The organism is Nocardia arseniciresistens, assembly GCF_046764875.1.
Lineage (GTDB): Bacteria > Actinomycetota > Actinomycetes > Mycobacteriales > Mycobacteriaceae > Nocardia > Nocardia arseniciresistens.
On record NZ_JBKORD010000028.1, the window covers coordinates 1 to 23,003 of the forward strand.

Here is a 23,003-nt window from a genome sequence, read left to right on the forward strand (position 1 = left end):
CTCGGTGGCGCAGCTGGAGAGTCCTCGGTGGGTGACTGCGACGCCTTTGGGTAGTCCGGTCGATCCGGAGGTGTAGATGACGTAGGCGATATCGTAGATATGCAGCGGACGCACCCGGTCACTGTCGGAGATCGGCTGGGCACTGAAGGCATCGTCGAGATTGTCGGCTGTCAACCAGTCGATAGCGTTGGGTAACCGCGCGCGCACCGATGCCGCGGTCAAACCGATAACCGCTTTCGAATCGACCATCATGTGAGTCATGCGTTCGGTGGGGTAGGTCGGATCGATGGGCAGGAACCCGGCTCCCGACTTAGCGACAGCCCATACCGCGAGTATGGATTCCAGAGAACGCGGAATACCGATCGCCACAACATCTTCCGGACCGACACCTCGCTCGATCAACAGTCGGGCCAACCGATTGGAATGCTCGTCCAGCTCTCGGTAGCTCATTTGGCGCCCATCGAAAACAATCGCCGTAGCATCAGGATTCCGTGTCGCTGCGGCGGTCAACATGTCGGCCAGTGTGGTGGGCGTCGTTGCGGGTGTACCGGAGTGCGTTAGTAGATCGGTTCGTTCAGCGGGCTCGAGTATGTCGATTGTCCCGACCGGAACTGTCGGATCGGTGGCTACCGACTGCAGTATTCGGATCCATCGATGGATCAGAGAGTCGATCGTCGCGGTGTCGAATAGATCGGTGGCATAGGTGACTGTTACTGACATTCCGCCGCTGTTGCGGTCGTCCGACAAGACGAACTGCAGATCGAATCGGGATACCTCGTTGGGGAGGTCGACGACCGATATGTCGAGGCCGGGTAGCTCCAGGTTCACCTGTTCTAGATTCTGGAATGCCAACATCACCTGGAACAGGGGGTGCCGGGATTGGGTCCGTTGTGGAGCGAGTTGGTCTACTAGTTGTTCGAAGGGAACATCGGCGTGTTCGAACGCATCTAGATCGGTTTGTCGGGTCCGGCCGAGTAGGTCGGTGAACGATTCGTCGAGATCGATTTCGGTTCGCAATACTAGAGTGGTGACGAACATGCCGATCACGTCGTCGAGTTCGGCTGCGCCGCGCCCGGCGATCGGTGTGCCGATCGGAATATCGGTGGTCCCGCTCATTCGGGCGAGCAGTACTGCCAATGCGCTGTGGATCACCATGAACAGTGACGAACTATGTTGTCGCGCAAATCGTTCCAAGACCTGGACCAGCTCGGCGTCCAGTGTGTAGTCGATGGTGGCGCCCCGATTCGACATCACTACCGGCCGCGCCCTATCAGTCGGCAGACAAAGCTCAATAGGAAGGTTCGCGAGCGTGGCTCGCCAGAACGCCAGGTTCTCGCGGCGGCGCCGCATCCCGGCGCCATGGTGGGCGCTGTCGGGGTGGACCTGCCCGAGATCGGTGTCCGGTGCAGCGGCGGCGAACTCGTCGAGGAACTGCACGAATCTGGTGTGATGCGCTGATAGTTCGGGGCCGGTGTAGAGGTTGGGATTGGCCAAGAAGTGCAGGATCGTTTTCGGCGGGTCTCCGGCCTGATACAGGTCGACCAGCAGATCTTCGACCGGTCCGGAGCTGAGGATATGGAACTCCGCGGTCATCGACCCGAGCCGGAGCTCCTGGGGGAAAAACATGACATTCACTACCGGGCCCGCGAAACGCCGCTGCCCGTTATGCCCCGCGGCGGCGCGAATGTCGGCGAGGCCGCACCGCTGATGCCGCAACGCTCCTACCAAATCGGACTGCACCCGCCGCACCAGCGTCCTGACCGTGTCCCCTGTACCGAGCACGATCGGAAGCGGCACAACGTTGACGAAGACGCCCCCGGATCGCCGCAGCACCGCGGTTGTGCGACCCGACACGGGAATATTGACCAGGACCTGGTCTCGGCCGGTCATCCGGGCCAAATAGCTTCCGAATGCGGCGATCACCACCGCGGCCGGGGTCGCGTCCGATACTTTCGCGGAATGATCAATCTGCTCGACCGTCACGGTGGGCAGTTCGGCCTTTACGACCACGCTGTCCGCGCGCGCGGGTGCGTGCGCGGCGGCCAAGCTGGACTCGTCCTCGACGTCGGCGAGTCTGTCCACCCAATATGCCTGGTCGGTGGTGAACCGCTTGGACTCCCGGTAACTGCGGTCCGCCTCGTAGAGGGTGCGCAGGTCCGCAGTGAGGTTCGGCTCTGCTGTCTGGCCCCGCACCGCCGCTGTGTATAGCGCCGCGACCCGGTTCACTATCGTCATCGCGGCGTAGCCGTCCAATACGACGTGGTGAATCCTGAGGTACCACAGGAAATGCCGATCCCCGACCTGCACAACCGTCCATGCGACCAACCGGTCTCGGGTCATATCCAAAGGTGCGGTGAACTCCCGGCGCATCCACTCCAAGGCCGCCGCCATGGGGTCCGGTTCACCCCGCATATCGATAACCGGTCCCTGCGAATCCAGCGACGGGTCGAACAACTGATGCGGCTCGCCGTCGACCTCTATCAGCCGCAGATACCCCGCTTGGAATTCGTGGCCCGTTTGAATCGACGCCTGACGAAGTATCGCGAGGTCCAAGTCACCAACGAACTCGAGATACTGGGCCTCGCATATCGGCACATCCGGGCTCAGCTTTTGCGCCAGCCACAGCCCCCGCTGCCCCGCAGACAGCGGCACCGGCTGCGTGACCGACGCGTTCGGCTCGGCATCCCCGCCCGAGTAGGAGTTATGCGGGAACTGTGGTCGCGCGGTCATCATTCGCCTCCAGACCCGACCGCGACCCATTATAAACCGCCTGATCGGTATAGGTGACCCCCGGATTCGAGATCCGCGCCGCGAAATAATGTCTGAATTATGAAGGTGAGAGACACGTTCTCGCCCGAATGAGCCACACCTCGGCGCGATGCCTCGATGCAATTACTTGGATGCCTCAATGCAATTACTTCGTTGCCCAATTGCGAGCTTTTTCTGCTTGGTCGCGATCGGTCTTCGACGGTCAGGATTGCTGACGCGGCCATCGACAACGAGGACGATTAGCGTCCTGAACTGTGCGTTTACGGCGACATTAGATGAGCTGCGGGGTTGGGTCGAAGTAGTCCGAAGTGACTTCGATGCGCTCGAGAACTGGTGACATCTGACAGAGCAAGCAGTGGATCAGCGGCTTTTCGAAAGCGAGATACAGAACCTTCGGTCCCTTCACTCGGCTGTTATGTTCGGACAAAAAGCAAGGACCGGTCCAGCGCACTTCGCCTTGAACATTTGTCTCATTTGTCCGTATTCTACGAATGTGATGCGGGTATTGCCTTGGTGTTCTACTCCCCAGAACTGATGATCTGTTCGATATTGCGCTCAGCCAGCGCGCTGATCGTCAACGACGGGTTCACGGTTCCGGCGCTGCCGGGCACAGCCGCCCCGTCCATCACGTACAGGCCTCGATAACCGAACACCCGACCGTACCCATCTGTTGCGCGTCCGATCACTGCGCCGCCCAACGGATGCGAAGTGAATGAGGCGTCCCCACCCACGACTGGTGGGGCGATGGACAGGCAATGGCAGGCCGCCTTGTCGTTGACTTCCTGTGCTCGCGCGAGGTAGCCGGCAGCGCCGGCGTCCGGCCACTGCAGTTCCACCTGCCCGGTGGTCGGGTCGTAGACGAACCGGCCGCGAGTGTCGTCGAGCACGATGCCCAGCGATGCGAGAGTGCCGATGTCGAAAGGCGTCGCGCCGGGGATGTACCAGTTCTCCAGCGACACAGGTGCGCCCGCCTCGTCCAGAATCCGGCTCGCGGACGGCGCGCCCTGTGAGCCCAGGTCGAACGAGCTGAGCGGCCGCGCCAAACCGACATCACCGTTGCTGCCCCAGCCTTCGCCGATGTGCTCGTTCAGGTTCGGCAGCGCGCCGGTCTCCCGCGCGCGCACAAGCAGCTCGGAGGTGCCGATGGAGCCCGCACCGAGGAATAGCTTGTCGCAGGTCAGCGTGCGGATTCGGAGCACCTCGCCAGTCGGCGCGAGTTTGGTTACGGTGACGATATAGCGACCCGACACTCCCGGTTCCTTGGCGATGGCGTCCACGCGGTGGCCGGGGTAGATCCGGGCACGGCCGGTGTCCTCGGCATAGCGCAGGTAGTTCTGGTTCAGATCGAACTTCGCGCCGTTGGAATTGCCGAGGTTCGAACAGCCGACCGTCGCCGACGGCCTCGATCGCCCGGCCAGCTCGTCGCGGATGACGTCCCAGTTCCAAATGCTGTCGATTCGCTCCGGTATGTAGTCGGCCGCGCGGACCTGATCGTCCCAGGCCCGTGCGTGCGCGAACGCGCTGGAATGATAGATGTCGTCCGGCATCGGGCTCAGCCGCAACGTCTTTCGGACCTTGGGGTAGTAGACCTCATGCATCTCGCCGTAGTCGACCACACCGCGGAACACGTGGTCGAAGAATCGCTGCTCCGGCTCGATCATTACCCCGGTGAACAGCACCGAGCCACCGCCGACACACGCACCGCGCCACACGTCCATGCCCGGGTAACTGGAGACGTCGAGGACCCCGCCGAACGGATCGAGAGATACCGAAATCCTGGTCACGCCGGTAAAACTGGTGCGATGCCAGAAGCCGCGGCCGTCCGGAATCGTGTCGACGGCGAAGATGGCGCGCCATGGATCATTCGGCCACCGCGACCCGCGCTCGAGCACCGCAACCTCGGTCCCGGACTGCGCGAGGCGCAGCGCGGTGATCGACGCCCCGAATCCGGACCCGATGACGATCGCAGGCATATGGTCGTCCGGATCCGGCAGCGGCGCGAAGATCTCCGGCACCAGTGTGCGGTACATCAACGCATTCGGGCTCAGGGGGTAGTCGTCGGCCCACACCGGAGACGTGGTCGTCGCCAGGGTGCTGCCACCCGCAAGACCCAGCATCGCGGCCAGGCCGACGCCCTTGATGAAACCGCGCCGGTCCACCGTGCCGCTGATCTGACTTGAACCTCGCTTCATCACATCCCCACACCTCGTGGTCTGCGTTCGGAAATTCGGTTCGCGCGTGCGGGTCGTCGGGACATTCCGAGGATCGTCGCAATTCATCATCCGGAGCTTGCTGATCCAGGCAAAGGTTCGCTCGACCACCTTACCCAGTTGGCCGGAACGCGACCATGGATCGATGCGTTCGACCAGCGTGAGACCTTGTTCGGCGCCTTCCGGTCTCCCTCGCACACATCGCCGACAGAGGCTAGCCGAGGATTAGCCATCCGTATCGGCGGCGTCGCCTTACCATAGGGAAAGTCCAGTGTGGGAGATGACAATGTCGGCACGCGCGTGGATTCGATGGCTGGTCCTGCATCGCCTGGTACGGACCTATCTCTTGTGGGCGGTGCGACGGGGCGATCCCCTTGCGCAGATCCTGGTCGGACCGGATCGCGGGCTCGGATCGCCACACTCCGTCGAGGAGATCCGGCGGCGGGGCCGGATGCCTACGATCTCCAGGATTCGCGTGACCGCCGACCACGAACTGTGCCGGCTCATCCTGCGGGACCGTCGGTTCGGCGTGGTCACGCCCAACAATCGAGCCCTGCCGAAGCCGATCCGCTGGGTGTTGACCAAGACGGATCTGGAACTTCCCAACCTCGCGGAACCGCCCTCGATGCTGGTGACCGACCCGCCGGAACACGCCCTCTACCGACGCCTGGTCGGCCGGGCGTTCACCCCGAAGGCGGTAGCCAAACTGGGGGAGAGGGTTGTCGAAGTAACCGATGACCTGCTCGAAAGCCTGAAATCGACGCCCCGACCTGATCTGATCGACGATTTTTGCGAGCAGTTGCCTATCGCGATCATCGCCGAGATTCTCGGGTTGCCCGCCGATATGCATTCGACGCTGCTGAAGTGGGGAGATACCGGTGCGCCGTTGCTCGACCGTGGCTTGACCTGGGCCACATTCCGCCGCGCCATCGAAGATCTGGCCGAGGGACAGCGGTACTTCGAGCAGCACATCGCCGGACTCACCGCCGAACCGGGCGACGACGTGCTCAGCCTGCTGGTGACGGGCGGCGAACTCACCCGCCGCGAGCAGGTGGCCAACGCGGCCCTGCTGCTGGACGCCGGATTCTTGACGACGGTGAATATGCTCGGCAACGGAATTGCCCTGCTGAAAAGCCATCCGGACCAGCTGGAAATGCTGATGTCGCGGCCGGAGCTGTGGCCGGGCGCGGTCGAGGAAATCCTGCGCTACGACGGTCCCATACGTATAACGGGCCGTATCGCGAGCTGTGACGTCGATATCGCCGATCAGCACGTCAAATCCGGTTCCCTGATCCTGCTGTTGCTGGCGGGCGCCAACAAGGACCCCACCGTCTTCCCTGATCCCGGACGATTCGATGTGACCAGGGCCAACGCCGCGGAACATCTCTCGTTCAGCGGCGGTGTGCACGGCTGCCTGGGAGCCAGCCTCGCCCGACTGGAAGGCACCATCGCGCTGCCAGCCCTTTTCGAGCGGTACCCGCATCTGCGCCTGGACGGGCCGCCGATCCCGCGTGGCCTGGTAAACCTCAACAGCTACCGTTCCATGCCTGTCAAACTATCTGCCGACTAGACGAGTATTGCCTGAGCGGTGCGAGGTAGAACGTCGGCGAGGTGGCCTGTAACGATTCACATGTCACCCCAGGTCTGCTGCGCCGGGCCGTCGATGACCGGGGCTGAAATCGTCGCTGGTGGCTGACTATCCGCTGGGTAGCACAATCGGTTTGATCGAGCCGGGGTCGTGGCGGCCGATGGTCAATGCCGCTGCCACCTGATCGAGGCCGAACCGTCCGGTGACCAAGCGGTCGAGATCGACCCGTCCGGCGCCGGCGAGTTCGATCGCGGTCGGCCAGGTATTCGCATAGCGGAATGTTCCGGTCAGCACCAGTTCGCGTTCCTGCAAGTAGGGCAATGGGAGCGGTACGTCGTCGCCTCCCATGCCTACGAGCACTATCCGCCCGGCTCTGCCCACGGTGCGTACCGCAGCGCCGATTGCTTCGGGATTTCCGGAGCACTCCACTAGGACATTTGGTTCGAATCCGATGTCACTGAGTGGGGTAGCGCCGACGTCCACTGCTTGTGTGCAACCCAGTTCGGCGGCCAATGCCAGCCGCTGCGGGTTCACGTCGGCGATGACGACTTCGGAAGCGCCGAAGGCGAGCGCCGTTTGCGCGGTGACGAGCCCGATCGGCCCCGCGCCGTTGACCAAGACCCGGTCGCCCGCGTTTACCAGCCCTTTGCGGCATGCCCACACTCCGACCGACAGTGGTTCGAGCAGGGCAGCGGCGTCGTCGGTCAGTGAATCTGGCACTGGATGCGCGAATTCCTCATGCAGCACCACATATTCACAGAAGGCTCCATCGATCGGGGGTGTACCGAAGAACCGCATGTCCGGGCATAGGTTGTACCGGCCTGCCCGGCACTGGTCGCACGTGAAGTCGGGCACCCCGGGCTCGAGCGAGACTCGTTGCCCGAGATGATGGCGTCGCGCGCCGGCGCCGAGTCCGACCACCACACCGGAGGCTTCGTGGCCGAGCACCAACGGTTGGTCGACCGCGTGGCCGCCGATCCGTCCGTGCTCGAAGTAGTGCATGTCGGAGCCGCATACGCCGACCGCGCTGACCTTGATGAGCACTTCGGCCGGGCCCGGTTCGGGAACGGGGCGTTCTACGATCGCGATCTTTCCGATCGCTTCCAAGACCGCTGCGCGCATCATTGTCGCTGCCCTTCGCTGTGTGCGAACTCGGCCACGGTCGCCTGGGCGCCATGGGCGTGCAGTGAACGCAGTGCCGCGACGTAGGCGCGGACGAACCGGGGCTGGTCGATCAGATCACCGAATACCGCACGGTCGCTGAGGAATACGGTGGGGTCTTCGCGCTGGCGGCGCGCGAGCGGCGTCAACCGGTCGCGAAGACGGTCGAGGATCTCGATCGGCTCGCCTTGCTCGTCGATGCCTTCGGCATAGCGAGCCCAGCTGGCGACAATGGCTGCCGCGCAGTCGATCTCACCGCCGGTGGCGAGCTGTTGACGGATGACCGGTAGCAGCCATTTCGGGATACGATCGGAGGATTCGGCGCATAGCCGTGCGATGGTGTCGCCGATCGCGGGGTTGGAGAACCGCTCGATGAGGGTGTGTTTGTAGCGGTTCAGGTCGACGCCGGGCATCGGGTGCAGGGTGGGTGTTGCCTCACGGTCCATGTAGCGCAACAGGAATCGGCGGAAATTCGGATCCTGTGCCGCCTCGTGCACCAGTCGGTAGCCGCTCAGGTAGCCCAGATAGGCAAGTGCCTGGTGACTTGCGTTCAGCAGCCGAAGTTTCATCAGCTCATACGGCGCGACGTCGGTGACGAGTTGCACGCCGACCTCGTCGAGGTCCGGGCGGCCGAGGCTGAACGAATCCTCGAGCACCCATTGGGTGAATGGCTCGGTCACCACCGGCCACCGGTCATCGAGGCCGTAGCGCCGCGCGATCTCGGCCGTTGCCTGCGGTGGCGTCACCGGTGTTATGCGGTCGACCATCGAGTTCGGGAACCGCACCTCGCGCTCGACCCAATCACCGAGTTCGGGATCGCGTAGCCGTGCGAACGCACCGAATGTTGCGCGGGCGACGCGCCCGTTACCTTCGATGTTGTCACACGACATGACCGTGAACGGCGCGATTCCTTGCGCCCGCCGTCGCGCTAACGCTTCGGTGATCAGGCCGAACACTGTGGCTGGCACCGCATCCGGTGCGAGGTCGGCGCGAATGGCCGGATTCGCGGCGTCGAATGCGCCGGTTGTCTCGGAAAAGTTGTAGCCACCCTCGGTGATCGTGAGCGAGACGATCCGGGTCGCGGCATCGACGAGCTTGTCGAGTACGGCCTCGGGATCGTCGGGCGCATAGAGATATTCGACGATCGAGCCGATGACGCGCGTGTTCCATGTGCCGTCGGGCTCGATCTCCGACAGCGTGTATAGCCCGTCCTGTGCCGCTAGCACATCGCGCATCCGCCGGTCGGCGGGCAGCACGCCGACCCCACAGATGCCCCATTCGCGGGCGCCGCCGCGTTCCAGCAGTCGGTCTATATACATCGCCTGATGGGCCCGGTGGAAGCCACCCACGCCGAAATGGACTATGCCGGTGGAGATCTGGGACCGGTCATAGGTGGGCCCGTTGACCCCGGCGACGCGGCCGTCGATCGCCTTGGCGTCGAGCGCGGTACCTATGGCTCGAGTCATAGCCGCCCCCATGCTGTTGTGTACGTCACATCTCGATGCTACGCTACTGAGCACTGGCTCAGCTACTGAGCAGGTGATCACTCTCGATGAGGAGCTCGTGTGGCCACCGAACCATCCCGGCCGGGTGCACCGGATGATGTCCGACTCGCTTTGCGAGCCGCGCAGCTCTATCACCTGGAGGGCGCCACGCAGGCGGAGATTGCCGCCAAAATGGGCGTTTCGCGCCCGACCGCGGGCCGACTCATCGCTCGGGCACGGGCCCAGGGACTGGTGCGCATCGAGATCGCCGTTCCGGACGATCTGCGCTCGGCCGTGCATATCGATATCGAGCGCGAGCTCGAGACGGCCTTCGGTCTCGACGAGGCGGTCGTGCTCGGTGAAGTGCCCGACCGGTCCCAGACGAGCCTGCTGCCGTTCGGGCGCGCGGCGGTCGGCGTCCTGAATCGCCGGCTGCAGCCGGACGACACGCTCGGATTCACGTGGGGACCGGATACCGTCGCCGTAGCGCATGAACTGTGGACGAAATCGGCACGATGCTCGACCGTTGTTCAGCTGGACGGTTCGATGACCTCGGGCGACTACCAGAGCGGCGTCGACTTCACGCTCGGCCGCTGCGCCACCCAACTACAGGCCACTCCCGTTCGGTTACATGCCCCGCTGTACGCGGATCCGGCGACTGTCACCGCGCTGGAAAACGATTCGGTGCTCGGCCGCGCCATGCAGCTGGGCCGTAGCGCCGACGTCATGATGTTCGGCGTCGGACCGGTCACCACCGCCACGACCCTGTTCGAAGGCAGTTATATCGACACCGCGATTCTCGACGAACTGCGTGCCTTCGGTGCCGTCGGTGAGATCGGCGGTCGGTTCTTCCATGCCGACGGTAGCGACGTAGCGGGATCGCTTGTCGAACGCACGGTCTCGGTCGGTCTCGACGCCATCCGGGCCTGCCGCACCACGCTGCTGATCTCCGGTGGCGAGACCAAGCACGAAGCCGTCCTCGGCGCACTACGAGGCGGACTGGCCACCATCCTCGTTACCGATATCGAGTGCGCGCGGTGGCTGCTGGAAAAGAAAGAGAGCTCTGCCCGATGAGAAAGCATGCGAAAGCCGCGGTGGCACTGGTCGTCGCGGCCGCGATGGGAACGGGCGGCTGCGCGGGCGCTGGATCGTTCAACTCCGGCAGCGATACCGTGACAATCGCGATGGTCTCGAACTCGCAGATGCAGGACGCCATCGCGCTGTCCGGTGAGTTCGAACGCGAAAACCCCGGCACCAAACTCAAATTCGTATCGCTTTCGGAGAATCAGGCACGCGCCAAGATCACCGCCTCGGTCGCCACTCACGGTGGTGAATTCGATGTCGTAATGATCAGCAATTACGAGACCCCGCAGTGGGCAAAGAACGGCTGGCTCGTCAACCTGTCGAAGTATCAGCGCGAAACACCGGGCTACGAAGTGGCGGACTTCATTCCATCACTGCAAAAATCCCTGTCCTATCAGGGGGACATGTATTCCGTGCCGTTCTACGGCGAATCCTCGTTCCTGATGTACCGCAAGGATCTGTTCGAACAAGCCGGAATCGTCTTGTCCGCCGAACCGACTTGGGACCAGGTCGCCGCGGCCGCCGCGAAACTCGACGACCCGGCAAACGGCCGATCCGGAATCTGCCTGCGCGGCAAGCCTGGTTGGGGCGAAACGCTCGCTCCACTGGATACGGTGATCAACACCTTCGGTGGGCGTTGGTTCGACGAGAACTGGCACGCCCAGCTGACCAGTCCGGAAGTGGTTCGTGCCGTCGAGTTCTATATCGATCTGGTCCGCGAACACGGCGAACCCGGCGCCGCCACCAGCGGATTCAGCGAATGCGCCACCCAGCTCTCACAGGGCAACACCGCCATGTGGTACGACGCGACATCGGCTGTCTCGGTGCTCGAAGATCCCGCATCGAGCAAGGTGGTCGGCAAGATCGGGTACGCGCCGGCGCCGGTCGTGCAGAAGTCGAATTCGGGGTGGCTGTACACCTGGTCGCTGGGTATTCCGGCATCCAGCGATAAGCCCGATGCGGCATGGAAATTCATCTCCTGGATGACCGGCAAGCAGTACATCAGGATGGTCGGCGAGAAGCTCGGCTGGTCACATGTGCCACCGGGCAGCCGGATGTCGACCTATCAGATCCCTGAATACGCGGCGGCGTCGAAGGCATACGGCCCGTTGACGCTGTCGTCCATGCAGGGTGTCGATCCAGAACATCCCACCGTGGCGCCGGTGCCGTACACGGGAATCCAGTTCCTCGCCATACCCGAATTCCAGGACCTCGGAACCCGAGTGAGCCAGCAGATCAGTGCCGCGGTCGCCGGCCGGATCAGCGTCCGTGACGCACTCGAACAAGCCCAGCAGTATGCCGACGCCGTCGGTAGGTCGTACCGGGAGAACCAGTAGCTATGTCCGAAACAACCATCGCCCCAGTGGCTTCCGCTTCCCTCCCCGCCGCATCGCGACCGACGATCGTCGCGCGGCGCGACCGGCTCTCCCGCGCCGAAGGCTGGCGCAGACGCGGTCCGCTGCTACCCGCTCTGATCTTCATGGTCGTGGTCACCCAAGTACCGTTCGTGTTCACGCTGTACTACTCCACGCAATCCTGGAACCTGGTTCGGCCCGGATCACAGCATTTCATCGGGTTGCAGAACTACGCGGATGTATTCCGCGACAGCCAGTTCCGGCAAGTGGCGCTCAACACCGTCATCATGATCGTCGGCACCGTCATCATCTCGGTGATACTCGGGCTGCTGCTGGCGTTGCTGCTCGACCGCGCGTTCTTCGGTCGCGGCATCGTGCGCACCCTGCTGATCACGCCGTTTCTGGTGACTCCCGTTGCGGCGGCGCTGATCTGGAAGACCGCCATGCTGGACCCGGTGTTCGGACTCGTCAATTTCGTACTGAAACCGTTCGGTGTCGGGCAGATCGATTGGGTGAGTAAATATCCACTGCCCGCGGTGATGGCGGACCTGGTGTGGCAGTGGACGCCGTTCATGATGCTGCTGATCCTGGCCGGGCTGCAGTCCATGCCGCGTGACATCGTGGAGGCCGCCCGAGTCGACGGCGCGAACGCCCTACAGATCTTCCGCGAACTCACCCTGCCGCATTTGCGCCGGTTCATCGAACTGGGTGCGGTGCTGGGTGCGATCTACCTGGTCAACACATTCGACGCGGTGTACATGATGACCTCGGGCGGGCCGGGAGTCGCCAGCTCGAACCTGCCCTTCTACATCTACCAGCGTGCCTTCCTCGGTTTCGATATCGGTCAGGCCGCCGCGATGGGTGTCGTCACTGTCATCGCCACAACCATCGTCGCGACGCTCGCGCTGCGACTGCTGTTCAAGTCGTTCACCGGAAAAGAGGAGGCGGCATGAATGCGCATGCGATTGCCGACAAACCCACTGCGGCACGGCAGGTTCCGATCCGCCGACGACGCGGCCGGGCGGGGATGCTGTGGGGTGCGCTGGCCTGGGTGATCGGCATCGGAATGTTCTTCCCGGTGCTGTGGATGGTGCTGACGGCGTTCAAGCAGGAGGGTGACGCCTACACCGACCCGCCGAAACTGTTCTTCACCCCGACGCTCGACCAGTTCTCCGCCGTGCTGGACAGCGGCATCGGAACAACGCTGCTCAACTCGACTTTCGCCACGGCAATGTCGACGATTCTCGTTCTGGCCCTGGGGATTCCGGCTGCGTTCGCGTTGTCTTTGCGTCCGGTGCGCAACACCCGGGACGCGCTGATGTTCTTCATCGGCACCAAGATGCTGCCGATTGTGGCGGCGATCGTGCCCCTCTATGTGATCGTCGGCGATATCGGTCTGCTGGACAATATCTGGGCACTGGTCATCCTCTACACCGCGATGAATCTGCCGATCGCGGTGTGGATGATGCGGTCGTTCTTCCTCGAGGTGCCGAGCGAACTGCTCGAAGCCGCGAGCATGGACGGCGCGACCACCTGGACTGCGGTGCGCGAGGTGATCTTGCCGCTGGTTTCCCCCGGTATCGCAGCCACCGCACTTATCTGTGTCATCTTCTCCTGGAATGAATTCTTCTTCGCGGTGAACCTGACCGCCGTACAGGCGCAAACGATTCCAGTGTTCCTGGTCGGCTTCATCACCGGTGAGGGCTTGTACTGGGCGCGATTGTCGGCGGCCGCTGTGCTCACCGCCCTGCCCGTTGTCCTCGCCGGTTGGTTCGCACAGAACAAGCTGGTACGCGGCCTTTCTTTCGGCGCCATCAAGTAAGGAAAAACCCCATGGCCACAATCCATTACGACTCCGCGTCGTGTGTCTACCCAGGTGCTGACGCGCTCGCGGTCGACTCGCTCGACCTCGACATCGCCGACGGCGAGTTCATCGTCCTGGTGGGGCCGTCCGGCTCAGGCAAATCCACCGCGCTACGCATGCTCGCCGGTCTGGAGGAGATCGACGACGGGTCCATTCGCATCGACGGCCAGGACATGGTCGGTGTGTCGTCCAAGGATCGCGATATCGCCATGGTTTTCCAGAACTACGCGCTGTATCCGAATAAGACCGTCGGCGAGAATATGGGTTTTGCGCTGAAGATGATGAAAGTGCCGGTTGCCGAACGCAAGCGTCGCGTCGCCGAGGCCGCCGAACTGCTCGGTCTCACCCCGTATCTGGATCGCAAACCGGGAAAACTCTCGGGCGGACAACGGCAGCGCGTGGCAATGGGCCGTGCCATCGTGCGTGAGCCGCGAGTGTTCTGCATGGACGAGCCGCTGAGCAACCTCGACGCCAAACTGCGCGTGCAGACCCGCACTCAGATCGCCGCACTTCAGCGGCGGCTCGGCACCACTACCGTCTACGTCACCCATGATCAGGTCGAGGCCATGACGATGGGCGACCGCGTCGCGGTGTTGCGTGACGGCAAACTGCAACAGTTCAGCACCCCCGCGGAACTCTACGATCGGCCCGTCAACGCCTTCGTGGCCGGATTCATCGGATCACCGTCGATGAACTTGTTCGAGGTGCCCATCACCGCTGGTGGCGTCGACATCGCAGGCACCACGATAGAACTGCCGCGCGAGAAGATGACTCGTCTCGCCGAGGCGGGTCTGGAAAGGGTGACCATCGGAATCCGGCCCGAACAGCTCGAACTCCGCCGCGACGATACTGGTTTCGCGGTCACCGTCGAACTCGTCGAAGAGCTCGGCAGCGAATCCTATGTGTACGCGCGCATTCCGGGTGGGCCGATCACCGGCCTCGACGGCGAGCCGTTCACCTTCGTTGCTCGCTCGGCGACTCGCGCGCCGGCCAAGCTCGCCGAATCACTCACGCTGCAGGTCAACGATTCCGGCTCGGTGCACTTGTTCCATCCCGGGAACGGAACCCGAATCGCGGACTGATACCGGTACGAGGAGGACCACACCGGTGATCACCGTGGTTGGAGAAGCGCTGCTCGACCTCATCGCCGAGCCGGGTTCGCAAATCTTCGCATCTCGTCCTGGCGGTAGCCCGGCGAACGTGGCGGTCGGACTGGCACGGCTGGGAGGACAGGTCCTCTTGGCCACCCAGCTGGCGGACGACCTGCCCGGCCGCATCGTCGGCAAGCATCTGCGGGCAAACGATGTGGCTGTCCAGCGATTGCCCGCCCAGACGTCGTCGACGAGCATCGCCCTCGCTGTATTGGACAGCGACGGCGGCGCTACCTACGACTTCCGGATCGCCTGGGATGTCACCGAACCGCCGCGGATCTCGCCGGACTGCCAGTGCCTGCATACCGGATCGATCGCAACCGCCCTATACCCCGGAGCTGCCGTCGTCGAAGATTTGATGCGGAATCTGCGCGGTAGCGGGGCGGTGACGGTATCGCTGGATCCGAACATTCGCCCGTCCCTGTTGGGATCAATCGACGGTGAACGTGTCAGAGTCGAGCGCCAAGTCTGTCTTGCCGACATCGTCAAGGTCAGCGCGGAGGACCTGCGGTGGCTATATCCGGGTGCGGACCCCCGAACTGTGGCCTGGGACTGGCTCGCCACGGGGCCGGCGCTGGTCGTGGTTACCCTCGGCGCGGACGGCGCCTACGCCCGCACCACCCAATTCGCGGCGACCCGGTCTTCCCCGCGGGTCGCCGTAGTGGACACGGTCGGGGCGGGCGACGCCTTCACAGCGGGCCTCCTCGATGCGCTCGGCAAGATCGGACTACTGGGTGGGTCCCGCCGAGAGCAATTGGCGGCCATCAACGGTTCCGAGTTGGACGATGTTCTGGATTTCGCGATCGCATTCGCTAGCGCGACCTGTGGTCGCCAAGGTGCGGATCCACCGCATTGGAGAAAAGCGGAAACCAGGTCGCTGTGATCGAGAACAACCGGGAAACCCTGCTCGAATACACCGGATTAGACATTGATGCGGCCGCAAGTTTCTGCGCATAAGGCGGTGACTGCAGTTATGACGGCGCAGGCCAACAGGACGCCGTCGAGGTAGGTCGGCGCGTACTTGTCGACCTCGTCGAATCCGTCTGTCGACTTGGCGCCACCGGATACAGCCCCGACATGTAGCTCGATGGCACCAGCCCTGCTGCCGTTCCTCGAGCGGATCACCGACTGGATGACCGAGATCGGCCCCGAGGTGAATGCGCTGCCTGGGCTCCAACGGTCGACCGACGCGGTCGCCGCCACCGTCCCTCGGTGCGCTGATCGGTCAGACGGCGCACGAGACGGGTGGCGACGCGATCCGCGTGCGAGTAGCGACCAAGCAAATGCGACAGCTATTCAATGGCATTCATGATGCGAGTTTCTGATCTGTGGCAATCAGTCATAAAGAAGTCGATCTTCAAATGGGCAAACTTGGGTAACCTGCCTTTGGCAGGTGAGCTTTTCGTGTCGGTTGTTCCTACTCGGAAGCGAAGGTGCTCGGCATGGTCGAAAACGGCAGTTACACGCCCGAAGGCGCGCCAGGTCTTCCGAACAACTCCCGTGTCGTGGCCATCGCCGTGCTCGCTGCCGTCATCGCGTTGGTTGTCGCGACCGGGTTGCTGTTGTACGCGACTCGGGGCTCCGACAGCGACCCGCCGCCCCTGTCCGGCACCTCGAAGCCCCCCATTTCGACCGGACAGCAATCGTCCAGCATGCATTCGAACCCCGCCCTGCGGCCGCAAGCGGCAGGCCGTCGAATCGGCGACGACTGCTCCAGCGGTGGCGTCGCCGCCCAGTTCGATATGCAAGACGGCAAGTGGACGTGCGTCGCACAACCGGGGGGCGGCTTGCCGCACCGCATCGGTGACGACTGCTCGCACGACGCCATCGTCGCGCAGTGGGGTCGCGGGCCCGACGGCCGCTGGAATTGCGTGCCACTGGTGCCGGACCCTGCGACCCTGGAGCCAGCACCAGCACCAGCGCCACGGCCTGCGCCTGCGCCTGCGCCTGCGCCTGCGCCTGCGCCAGCGCCGCAGGTGTACGCACCGCAACCGGTGAATCCACCGCAGCACGTCTATCCGCCGGAACCCGAGTACACGCCGGAACCCGCGCCTGCGCCTGCGCCGGTGCCCGCGCCGGTGCCCGCGCCGGTGCCCGCGCCCGCGCCCCCACCGCCGGTGATCCAGCTGCCGATGCTCCCGCCGTTGCCAGTGTTCCCCCCGTTTCCTATGCCGCCGCCCGCACCCGCAACCTCGGTGGTCCGAAGCCGCGTCACCTCGCCGCCGCCCGCTTTTTCGACACCCATCCGATGAGGTCGTCTCAGTGATTTCCTCACCCGGGAGCGATGTCGACGAATCGAACGGTTTACGACACCGGATTGGCCAATGGGTACCGGTGAGCGCCCGCGCTAGGCGCTCATCATCCTGAACGTAGCCGCCCTACTGCCCTTCCCGCGGCGACTCCAGCCTCGGAGCTGGGCTCGGTGATGATCGGGCCGAAGTGCTGTTGCCGTTTGTGAACGACCCAGTGCCTCAGCAGAGTTAGCATGAGCGAGTCTCGAGAGCTGTTCGGCCACAACTACTCTCACAGAAGGCTTTCGAAGAAGGTGGCGAAAAGCTTTGCGCGACTGGATATCGCGTGCCGAATTCAGCGCTCGCGGCCGTCGTGAAGTGGCGGCGGACCTGAACCAGGGGCCGTCTTCCTCGCCGGGCAGTCAGGCCGGCGCCGTTCAGCCGCAGGTATCGATTCGCGCAGACCTCTTGACTTTCCTGGTGGGAAAGCGGAGTCTTACTTTCCCGCCAGGAAAGTGAGGGAACCATGGAAAACGTCGCTCCGGATCAGGCACGCGCCGCGCTGGATGCGGTCGAGCGTGCACGCCGCCGAGTGGCCGACGAGGTCGGGCTGCCGCGCGGATACTGGTGGGCAATGGCCGCCGGCTGGGTCGTGCTGGGCCTGATCGGGGACCTCGGGCCACAATGGCTGATCATCGCCGCGACGCTGATCTTCGGCGCCGGGCACTCCTTCCTCGCCTCGCGGCTGCTCAACGGGCGTCGCCGCACCGATCAGGTGCAGGTCAGCGCGGCCGTGGCCGGACGCCGCACCGCGATCGTGGTTATCGGCATGCTGTTTGCGCTCGTCGCCCTCACCATCGGCGTGGCGATGGCTCTGGACGCGGACGGCGACCGCAACCCCGGAATCTGGGCAGCAGTGCTGGTGGCGGCGATCATCGGCTTCGGCGGCCCGGAAATCCTTCGCGTCCTGCGGCATTGGTTCCGTTCGTGACACAGGCCCGCTTCGACGAACTCATCCACCCCAGCACCCGGCTCTCGCTGGTCGCGACGCTCGCAGCCGCCGACTGGGCGGAGTTCGCCTTCCTCAAAGATCGCCTGGGGCTGTCGGATTCGGCCCTGTCCAAGCAGCTCGCGACCCTCGAGGACGTCGGCTATGTCACCACCGAACGCCGTCTGGACGGCAGCCGCCGCAAGGTCCGCGCCCACCTGACCGAGCGCGGCCGGGACGCCTTCACCGGTCATATCGCCGCCCTGCAAGAAATCGTCGCCGCCGCGACACCTGTGGACCTGGCCACACCGCCCTGATTCGGAGGCGGGGTTGCGCCGCCGATCGTTTCGAATCGCCCTACCTGACAGGAGCTCGACATGGGAATCTTTCGCAAGACCAAGCGTGACCCCGAACAGCAGGCCGAGCAGCAGCCCGCAGCGGCGCAGCCTCGACCCGACCAGGAAGTGGAGCGCCGCCGTCGGCGTCGCCTCCTGGGCGGCGCGTACACCGGCGGGGGGAGCGGAAGCTGACTCAACGGATATGAGATCCGGTGAGTACCGATGAGTTTCGAGCGTGTAGGACGTCTACCCGGTCATGAGGAAACTGACCTACGGGTTCGCCGTGTCCGTGGACGGCTACATCAACGACCGCGACGGCAGCATCGACTGGACTGTCCCGGACGAAGAGCTGCACCAGTTCCACAACGACAGGTACCGCGAGATCGAGGTCTCGCTGCACGGCCGCCGGTTCTACGAGCTGATGGCCGGGTGCTGGCCGCACGTGCCCGAGAACGCGCCGCGCGTCGAGCGCGAGTTCGGCGGGCTCTGGACGGAGAAGCCGAAGGTCGTCTTCTCCAGCACGCTCACCGAGGTCCATTGGAACAGCACCCTGGTCAGTGCGAACGCGGTCGAGGAGGTCCGCAGGCTCAAGGCCGGAGGTGATGGTGTCATGGAGGTCGGTGGCGCGAGCCTCGCGGCCTCGCTGATGCCGCACGGGCTCATCGACGAGTACCAGCTGTTCCTCTCGCCCGTGGTGCTCGGTGGCGGGACACCGTTTTTGCCATCACTGGACAAGCGCATCCAGCTCCGATTGGCCGAGACGAGGCACTTCGACACTGTGGTGATGCTGCGCTTCCTCGCCGACTGAGGTCCGTTCAACCGCCTCGCTCGAGCGCTCGGCCAGGGGATTCAGATTGTCGTTTCAGAAGGTGGTGCACGGAATGGGGAAGGTCCGGACTCGGTATGGCGATAACAGAAAATGCGCACCGTCGATGAAGGCAAGGCCATTGTTCCGCAAGTCGGCCAGCAGCATGAACTCATCGCCGGTCAGCTCATCGACGCGGGTTGCCTCGGCCAGCGCACGGAACCGGGTGGTGTGCGGCTCATCGAGTGTGGCGCGAAAGCTCGCTTCGGCTCGGCGAATGTCCCTGATGGCGATGAAATCCGGACCGTACCGGTAAGAACACAGGCCGACCTGGTGGCGTTCCCGCCACCGCGCCAGCGTCTCTTTCGCGGTGTTGCCCTCCGCGCGCGCGGGTGGCGGCAAATGCACAACGCAGTCCAGTCCGTGCGGCGCCGCGGAGCCAAGTGTCCAGTCGATCCGAACACCGGTCTCCATTGCCGCACCCAGCAACCGCAGCACTGCGAAATCGTCCGCCCCACCACCGAATCGCACCGGATCGGCGATGGTGACAACCTGCCCGAGCCGCCGGGCGTCGGCGACCGTCGCGGTCGGTTTCGTGAGGTCGGCGAGGACGGTTTCCGGCCACCACAGCAGTGGATCGGTCATGTCGGCTCCTCGATGCGCAACAGCACCGGCTCCGGCTGTTCCGGCCGCACGATCGAGCGTTCGATCCCACCCGGCGTAGTCGCCAATCCGAGCCAGCGTCCACCTTCGGTGAATACCAGCCCGTTCGCCAGTTGGGTGGCGAGCCATTCATCCAGTTCCGCCTCATCCCAAAGGAACCCAGCGCAGGCTAGGCTGCGGCGCAGCGCAGGAATGGTGCGGCCATGCTCCAATTCGGCCCAGGTTTCTTTATCCCTCGGATCGGTGAACACGTAATCGTCTGCTGCCCAGCCCAACCGGCGATCCCTGATGATCAGAACGCCGTCGATATCGTTGCGCAGCAAGGAACTCTCCGAGTAACGCGCTCGCCATACAGTAATCGCCGCGTCCAGTGGGGCAACCTGCTCGTCGGTAATCCCCTGATCCGGAGTGTCGAACTCGTAGACGAGGTCGGCCAGCACCCGCGGTTCGAGGTCGTACACCGCGTGGTATCGCTCAGCGGGAGCCCGTTCGGCGAAGCCGATGGCCGGATCGTCGAAATTCGGAGAGAACCGTTCGAGGAAGATCCGGCCGGTGCCACCTGGCGGCTGAAGGTGCACCAGCGCGGGAACCTGATCGATCACTATGCGGTAGTCATCCTCGCGTTCGCCGGGGAATCCGTACAGCCAGTTCCATCCGACGGTGATTCCCTCGGTTTCCAAGTCCCGCAACGCACGCACATTGCGAACTCCATCGATGCCCTTGTCCATTCTCCGCAACACATCGTCCACAAGAGACTCGATGCCCGGCTGCACACTCCACACCTTCGCCGCCCGCAGAGTCGCCGCTTGTTCCGCAGTGATGTTGGCTTTGATCTCGTAATGCAGTCGCCAGTCGACGTCCATCGCGGCGATCTCCGGGAGCGCGGTACGTAGGTAGGAGACATCAAGGATGTTGTCGACCACGGTGACGTCCAGCGTGCGGTACTTGCGCACCAGGTGGTCGAGTTCGGCGACGAATCGGGACGGTTCCTTCGCCCGGTACGTCATAGTCGACCCGTTCAGGCCGCAGAAGGTGCAATGGTGCTTCTCACCCCACCAGCATCCACGCGAACTTTCCAGCACCAACTCGGGCTCGGTGACCTCACTGACCTCACTATTGTCGTAAGTCTGAAACCAATCGTCGAACAATGGGACGTGCATGTCGGCGGGACCGACCGGGATACCTCTTTGATCGTTCACTTGCTGCACGCCATCGGCGTCCCGCCAGCACAGTCCGGCAATCGACCCGAGTTCGCCATGGTCCGAGCTGAGTACGCCGAGCAATTCCGGAAAGGTCTTGTCGGATTCGCCGCGCAGCACCAGGTCGACGAATTCGAATTCCCGGTGCAGTGTGGCACCCATGATCCCGTCGCAGTTGTAGCCGCCGAGCAGGGTGCGAATTTCCGGTGCGCGTTGCTTGATCCGTTTCGCCACGGCCAGGCTCGGGACGCTCTGGCTGAACGTTGAGGTGAACCCGACTATTTCCGGATCCATGGCCAGCACCGCGTCGGTGACCGAGGAGACGAAATCGTCCGCGAGTTCCCGCATTCGGGAGATCGGATCGAGGTCGATCCGGTGTCGCCGCGCGTAGTCCGCCATCTGGTCGATTCCGAAGTCCTGGCCGTTCAACGCGCCGGCGAACACCCATTCGCCGAGCGCGTGCGCGAACCCGCCATCAGAGACCCTGAGATAGTCACGCACCGTGAACCCTGCGTCCAGCAGTACTTCGGCCCAACGGATATTGGCGTAGTACGTGGCAGGTTCGGCCATGCCGTGCTCCACGCAACTCGCCTTCAGAAGGCCGAACGCGAGTGAGGGGCGGGTCAACTCGTGCCACGGCATGCACACCAGTACGGTGCGTGGCGAACTCTGCACGCTCACACGTCACCAGCTTGCGCTGCGGCGCGGTGGATTGTGGCAATCATGTGATAGCAGTAGTTCTCAACCGCGGGTGACGGGAATCGGGGCACGTTACTCAGCGCGTCCACCCAATTCTCGGTCGGCGTGCTGTTGAGGTACCGGGCTGCGGCCAGCACGACCAGTGTCACCAACTCGTAGTGCACCGCGAGTCGTCCGGTGCATTCGCCACCCACGCCGCCGTGCCGGGGGCAACGCGTTCCATGGCTACACACCACGATGCCGGGAATCGCCTCGCTCAGCTGGTTGTCTACGTCTTGGGCGGCGACCCCATAGTGTCGCCGCCCAAGGCCCTTCAGTAGACGCGGCCTGCGCAGTGCCGACCAGAATCGCCACTTCCAGCTGATCGCGCGGATTCCTTGTACCGCGCCGAAAGCTTGCTCGTCAGTGAGCGATCCGAGACGCGGAAGGGATGGCTCGAGCCACAGCGGCAGCCCTGATGGCGCGCATCCCTCCCGCGTGTCAGAGGGCTTCTGTGTCAAGCTGTTTCGATGTCCTTCTTCAACCGGACATCCGAATCGAGATGGCGCGTCGTCGGCTTGGTGCTGAGCTGCTGGACCTTCTTCACCGACAACACAGACTCGACCTGATCCGCAACGTGGAGTTGGGCATTCGCATCGAAGGCTTCCGGATTGTGTGTCATGGGACATTCCTCTCAGGGGGGTCAGATGATCATAAGAACTTACCCGGGAGATCGCGCGTCGACTCATCGATTGAAGTGCCGGACGTGGGCTCCTTGCTCGAGGCATGGCTCACAGCGAATCAGAACCAAGTGCGGTTTGCCGCACCCGATCGCCGAAGTCGTCGACCTCCGTGTCTGTCCCGACAACCCGGATCATGGTCTACGGATGCAGCCCGGATGAGGCCACCGGGCCGACCGGTGAAACAGTGCTGTTCGAGCCGAACAAAGTTCTGTCGATGCGCCCCAACCCACGCACGGCCGACTATCCTGGAGGCGGCGCGGTCCGCTTCGCACAGGAAGAATTCAACAACACCTACTGCCTACTGCCTGCTGCTGTACTTGTTGGAGGACACCTCCAGCGGCAGCCCATTGCAGATGAGGGACACGTACGGGCGATATACGCCTTGAAATCCCGAGCCCAGGCGCTCATGAAAGTGCCCAGTGGCAACGGACGAACCACTGCGGGCCCGACCTTCGAATACGTAGCACCGGAAGATCGGGTGTGACCGAATGACAACGGCGCAACGTCTTTCCCGAATGCCGCTGGCGGCTGAGCCTGGCGTCGGGGAACCCTGGGGCACAACGTCCCGCAGGAGGCGCCGCGCCCGTTCGCCCAGGCGATCATCGATGTCGACCACTTCTGAGCAGGCGCTGTCACGAAATCACCACCCGCCCTGTCCTTGATGCAGGGGAGTTTCGCCGGCCCCACAGCAAT

General features: G+C 63.7%; 22 protein-coding genes. 13 read left to right on the plus strand and 9 right to left on the minus strand.

Going from position 1 to position 23,003, the window contains the following annotated elements; all coding sequences use genetic code 11:
- Together ACLMAJ_RS35780 and ACLMAJ_RS35785 are read right to left on the minus strand one after the other, a co-directional pair.
- Nucleotides 1-2,730, minus strand: a 2,730-nt coding sequence (locus ACLMAJ_RS35780; RefSeq protein WP_412018339.1) for a condensation domain-containing protein, incomplete at its 3' end; no start/stop codon positions are given.
- A gap of 557 nt (nt 2,731-3,287) precedes the next feature.
- Entirely contained in the window at nt 3,288-4,961 is a 1,674-nt protein-coding gene (locus tag ACLMAJ_RS35785; protein WP_412018340.1) for a GMC oxidoreductase, read from the minus strand.
- 298 nt (nt 4,962-5,259) lie between these two features.
- On the opposite strand from ACLMAJ_RS35785, the gene ACLMAJ_RS35790 reads away from it, so the two are divergent.
- Nucleotides 5,260-6,549, plus strand: a complete 1,290-nt coding sequence (locus ACLMAJ_RS35790; RefSeq protein WP_412018341.1) for a cytochrome P450 — start codon at nt 5,260-5,262, stop codon at nt 6,547-6,549.
- Between the two features lie 126 nt (nt 6,550-6,675).
- Here ACLMAJ_RS35790 and ACLMAJ_RS35795 read toward each other — a convergent pair whose 3' ends face one another.
- Both ACLMAJ_RS35795 and ACLMAJ_RS35800 read right to left on the minus strand, forming a co-directional pair.
- Nucleotides 6,676-7,689 (minus strand): NAD(P)-dependent alcohol dehydrogenase, encoded by a 1,014-nt coding sequence (locus ACLMAJ_RS35795; RefSeq protein WP_412018412.1) that lies wholly within the window; start codon nt 7,687-7,689, stop codon nt 6,676-6,678.
- A complete protein-coding gene (locus tag ACLMAJ_RS35800) occupies nt 7,689-9,194 on the minus strand; it encodes a mannitol dehydrogenase family protein (protein ID WP_412018342.1) in 1,506 nt (501 codons plus the stop codon). The genes ACLMAJ_RS35795 and ACLMAJ_RS35800 overlap by 1 nt, the downstream gene beginning before the upstream one ends.
- 99 nt (nt 9,195-9,293) lie before the next feature.
- Between ACLMAJ_RS35800 and ACLMAJ_RS35805 the strand changes: the two genes are divergently transcribed.
- From ACLMAJ_RS35805 to ACLMAJ_RS35830, 6 genes are all read left to right on the plus strand, one after another.
- A complete protein-coding gene (locus ACLMAJ_RS35805) occupies nt 9,294-10,286 on the plus strand; it encodes a sugar-binding transcriptional regulator (protein WP_412018343.1) in 993 nt (330 codons plus the stop codon).
- Nucleotides 10,283-11,632, plus strand: coding sequence for an ABC transporter substrate-binding protein (locus ACLMAJ_RS35810; RefSeq protein ID WP_412018344.1), 1,350 nt, complete (start codon nt 10,283-10,285; stop codon nt 11,630-11,632). The genes ACLMAJ_RS35805 and ACLMAJ_RS35810 overlap by 4 nt, the downstream gene beginning before the upstream one ends.
- A gap of 2 nt (nt 11,633-11,634) precedes the next feature.
- Nucleotides 11,635-12,603 (plus strand): carbohydrate ABC transporter permease, encoded by a 969-nt coding sequence (locus ACLMAJ_RS35815; RefSeq protein WP_412018345.1) that lies wholly within the window; start codon nt 11,635-11,637, stop codon nt 12,601-12,603.
- 74 nt (nt 12,604-12,677) lie between these two features.
- A complete protein-coding gene (locus ACLMAJ_RS35820; protein ID WP_412018413.1) occupies nt 12,678-13,472 on the plus strand; it encodes a carbohydrate ABC transporter permease in 795 nt (264 codons plus the stop codon).
- Between the two features lie 11 nt (nt 13,473-13,483).
- Nucleotides 13,484-14,596 carry an ABC transporter ATP-binding protein gene (locus ACLMAJ_RS35825; protein WP_412018346.1) on the plus strand — a complete coding sequence of 371 codons (1,113 nt, stop codon included), beginning with the start codon at nt 13,484-13,486 and terminating at the stop codon, nt 14,594-14,596.
- Nucleotides 14,597-14,621: 25 nt separating this feature from the next.
- Complete coding sequence (locus tag ACLMAJ_RS35830) at nt 14,622-15,548, plus strand: carbohydrate kinase family protein (RefSeq protein WP_412018347.1); 927 nt, start codon at nt 14,622-14,624, stop codon at nt 15,546-15,548.
- Between the two features lie 38 nt (nt 15,549-15,586).
- On the opposite strand, the gene ACLMAJ_RS35835 is transcribed toward ACLMAJ_RS35830, so the two are convergent.
- The gene (locus ACLMAJ_RS35835) at nt 15,587-15,868 is read right to left on the minus strand and encodes a hypothetical protein (protein WP_412018348.1); all 282 of its coding nucleotides are present in this window, start codon (nt 15,866-15,868) and stop codon (nt 15,587-15,589) included.
- 239 nt (nt 15,869-16,107) lie between these two features.
- Here ACLMAJ_RS35835 and ACLMAJ_RS35840 point away from each other — a divergent pair, with 239 nt between their 5' ends.
- The 5 genes from ACLMAJ_RS35840 (at nt 16,108) to ACLMAJ_RS35860 (ending at nt 19,030) form a co-directional block, all read left to right on the plus strand.
- Nucleotides 16,108-16,917 (plus strand): hypothetical protein, encoded by an 810-nt coding sequence (locus tag ACLMAJ_RS35840; protein ID WP_412018349.1) that lies wholly within the window; start codon nt 16,108-16,110, stop codon nt 16,915-16,917.
- A 505-nt stretch (nt 16,918-17,422) separates the two neighbouring features.
- The gene (locus tag ACLMAJ_RS35845; RefSeq protein ID WP_412018350.1) at nt 17,423-17,887 is read left to right on the plus strand and encodes a hypothetical protein; all 465 of its coding nucleotides are present in this window, start codon (nt 17,423-17,425) and stop codon (nt 17,885-17,887) included.
- Nucleotides 17,884-18,201, plus strand: coding sequence for a transcriptional regulator (locus ACLMAJ_RS35850; RefSeq protein ID WP_412018351.1), 318 nt, complete (start codon nt 17,884-17,886; stop codon nt 18,199-18,201). Before ACLMAJ_RS35845 ends, ACLMAJ_RS35850 begins: the two co-directional genes overlap by 4 nt.
- A 60-nt stretch (nt 18,202-18,261) precedes the next feature.
- The gene (locus tag ACLMAJ_RS35855) at nt 18,262-18,414 is read left to right on the plus strand and encodes a hypothetical protein (RefSeq protein ID WP_412018352.1); all 153 of its coding nucleotides are present in this window, start codon (nt 18,262-18,264) and stop codon (nt 18,412-18,414) included.
- Nucleotides 18,415-18,478: 64 nt separating this feature from the next.
- Nucleotides 18,479-19,030 carry a dihydrofolate reductase family protein gene (locus ACLMAJ_RS35860; protein WP_412018353.1) on the plus strand — a complete coding sequence of 184 codons (552 nt, stop codon included), beginning with the start codon at nt 18,479-18,481 and terminating at the stop codon, nt 19,028-19,030.
- Nucleotides 19,031-19,084: 54 nt separating this feature from the next.
- On the opposite strand, the gene ACLMAJ_RS35865 is transcribed toward ACLMAJ_RS35860, so the two are convergent.
- Genes ACLMAJ_RS35865 through ACLMAJ_RS35880 form a run of 4 tightly spaced genes read right to left on the minus strand, consistent with a single transcriptional unit; the run spans nt 19,085 to nt 22,249 of the window.
- Complete coding sequence (locus tag ACLMAJ_RS35865; protein ID WP_412018354.1) at nt 19,085-19,672, minus strand: DUF5825 family protein; 588 nt, start codon at nt 19,670-19,672, stop codon at nt 19,085-19,087.
- Nucleotides 19,669-21,570, minus strand: a complete 1,902-nt coding sequence (locus ACLMAJ_RS35870) for a RiPP maturation radical SAM C-methyltransferase (RefSeq protein ID WP_412018355.1) — start codon at nt 21,568-21,570, stop codon at nt 19,669-19,671. Before ACLMAJ_RS35870 ends, ACLMAJ_RS35865 begins: the two co-directional genes overlap by 4 nt.
- Nucleotides 21,567-22,088: a hypothetical protein gene (locus tag ACLMAJ_RS35875; RefSeq protein WP_412018356.1), complete on the minus strand. Its 522-nt coding sequence runs from the start codon at nt 22,086-22,088 to the stop codon at nt 21,567-21,569. Before ACLMAJ_RS35875 ends, ACLMAJ_RS35870 begins: the two co-directional genes overlap by 4 nt.
- Nucleotides 22,085-22,249, minus strand: coding sequence for a hypothetical protein (locus ACLMAJ_RS35880; RefSeq protein WP_412018357.1), 165 nt, complete (start codon nt 22,247-22,249; stop codon nt 22,085-22,087). The genes ACLMAJ_RS35875 and ACLMAJ_RS35880 overlap by 4 nt, the downstream gene beginning before the upstream one ends.
- Before the next feature lie 194 nt (nt 22,250-22,443).
- Between ACLMAJ_RS35880 and ACLMAJ_RS35885 the strand changes: the two genes are divergently transcribed.
- Nucleotides 22,444-22,794, plus strand: coding sequence for a hypothetical protein (locus ACLMAJ_RS35885; protein WP_412018358.1), 351 nt, complete (start codon nt 22,444-22,446; stop codon nt 22,792-22,794).
- The last annotated feature ends 209 nt before the right edge of the window (nt 22,795-23,003 follow it).

Coding starts and splice junctions, on each gene's coding strand:
- ACLMAJ_RS35785 (WP_412018340.1), bottom strand. CDS start 4,961: ATGAAGCGAGGTTCAAGTCAGATCAGCGGCACGGTGGACCGGCGCGGT.
- ACLMAJ_RS35790 (WP_412018341.1), top strand. CDS start 5,260: ATGACAATGTCGGCACGCGCGTGGATTCGATGGCTGGTCCTGCATCGC.
- ACLMAJ_RS35795 (WP_412018412.1), bottom strand. CDS start 7,689: ATGCGCGCAGCGGTCTTGGAAGCGATCGGAAAGATCGCGATCGTAGAA.
- ACLMAJ_RS35800 (WP_412018342.1), bottom strand. CDS start 9,194: ATGACTCGAGCCATAGGTACCGCGCTCGACGCCAAGGCGATCGACGGC.
- ACLMAJ_RS35810 (WP_412018344.1), top strand. CDS start 10,283: ATGAGAAAGCATGCGAAAGCCGCGGTGGCACTGGTCGTCGCGGCCGCG.
- ACLMAJ_RS35815 (WP_412018345.1), top strand. CDS start 11,635: ATGTCCGAAACAACCATCGCCCCAGTGGCTTCCGCTTCCCTCCCCGCC.
- ACLMAJ_RS35820 (WP_412018413.1), top strand. CDS start 12,678: ATGCTGTGGGGTGCGCTGGCCTGGGTGATCGGCATCGGAATGTTCTTC.
- ACLMAJ_RS35825 (WP_412018346.1), top strand. CDS start 13,484: ATGGCCACAATCCATTACGACTCCGCGTCGTGTGTCTACCCAGGTGCT.
- ACLMAJ_RS35840 (WP_412018349.1), top strand. CDS start 16,108: ATGGTCGAAAACGGCAGTTACACGCCCGAAGGCGCGCCAGGTCTTCCG.
- ACLMAJ_RS35845 (WP_412018350.1), top strand. CDS start 17,423: ATGGAAAACGTCGCTCCGGATCAGGCACGCGCCGCGCTGGATGCGGTC.
- ACLMAJ_RS35855 (WP_412018352.1), top strand. CDS start 18,262: ATGGGAATCTTTCGCAAGACCAAGCGTGACCCCGAACAGCAGGCCGAG.
- ACLMAJ_RS35860 (WP_412018353.1), top strand. CDS start 18,479: ATGAGGAAACTGACCTACGGGTTCGCCGTGTCCGTGGACGGCTACATC.
- ACLMAJ_RS35865 (WP_412018354.1), bottom strand. CDS start 19,672: ATGACCGATCCACTGCTGTGGTGGCCGGAAACCGTCCTCGCCGACCTC.
- ACLMAJ_RS35880 (WP_412018357.1), bottom strand. CDS start 22,249: ATGACACACAATCCGGAAGCCTTCGATGCGAATGCCCAACTCCACGTT.
- ACLMAJ_RS35885 (WP_412018358.1), top strand. CDS start 22,444: ATGGTCTACGGATGCAGCCCGGATGAGGCCACCGGGCCGACCGGTGAA.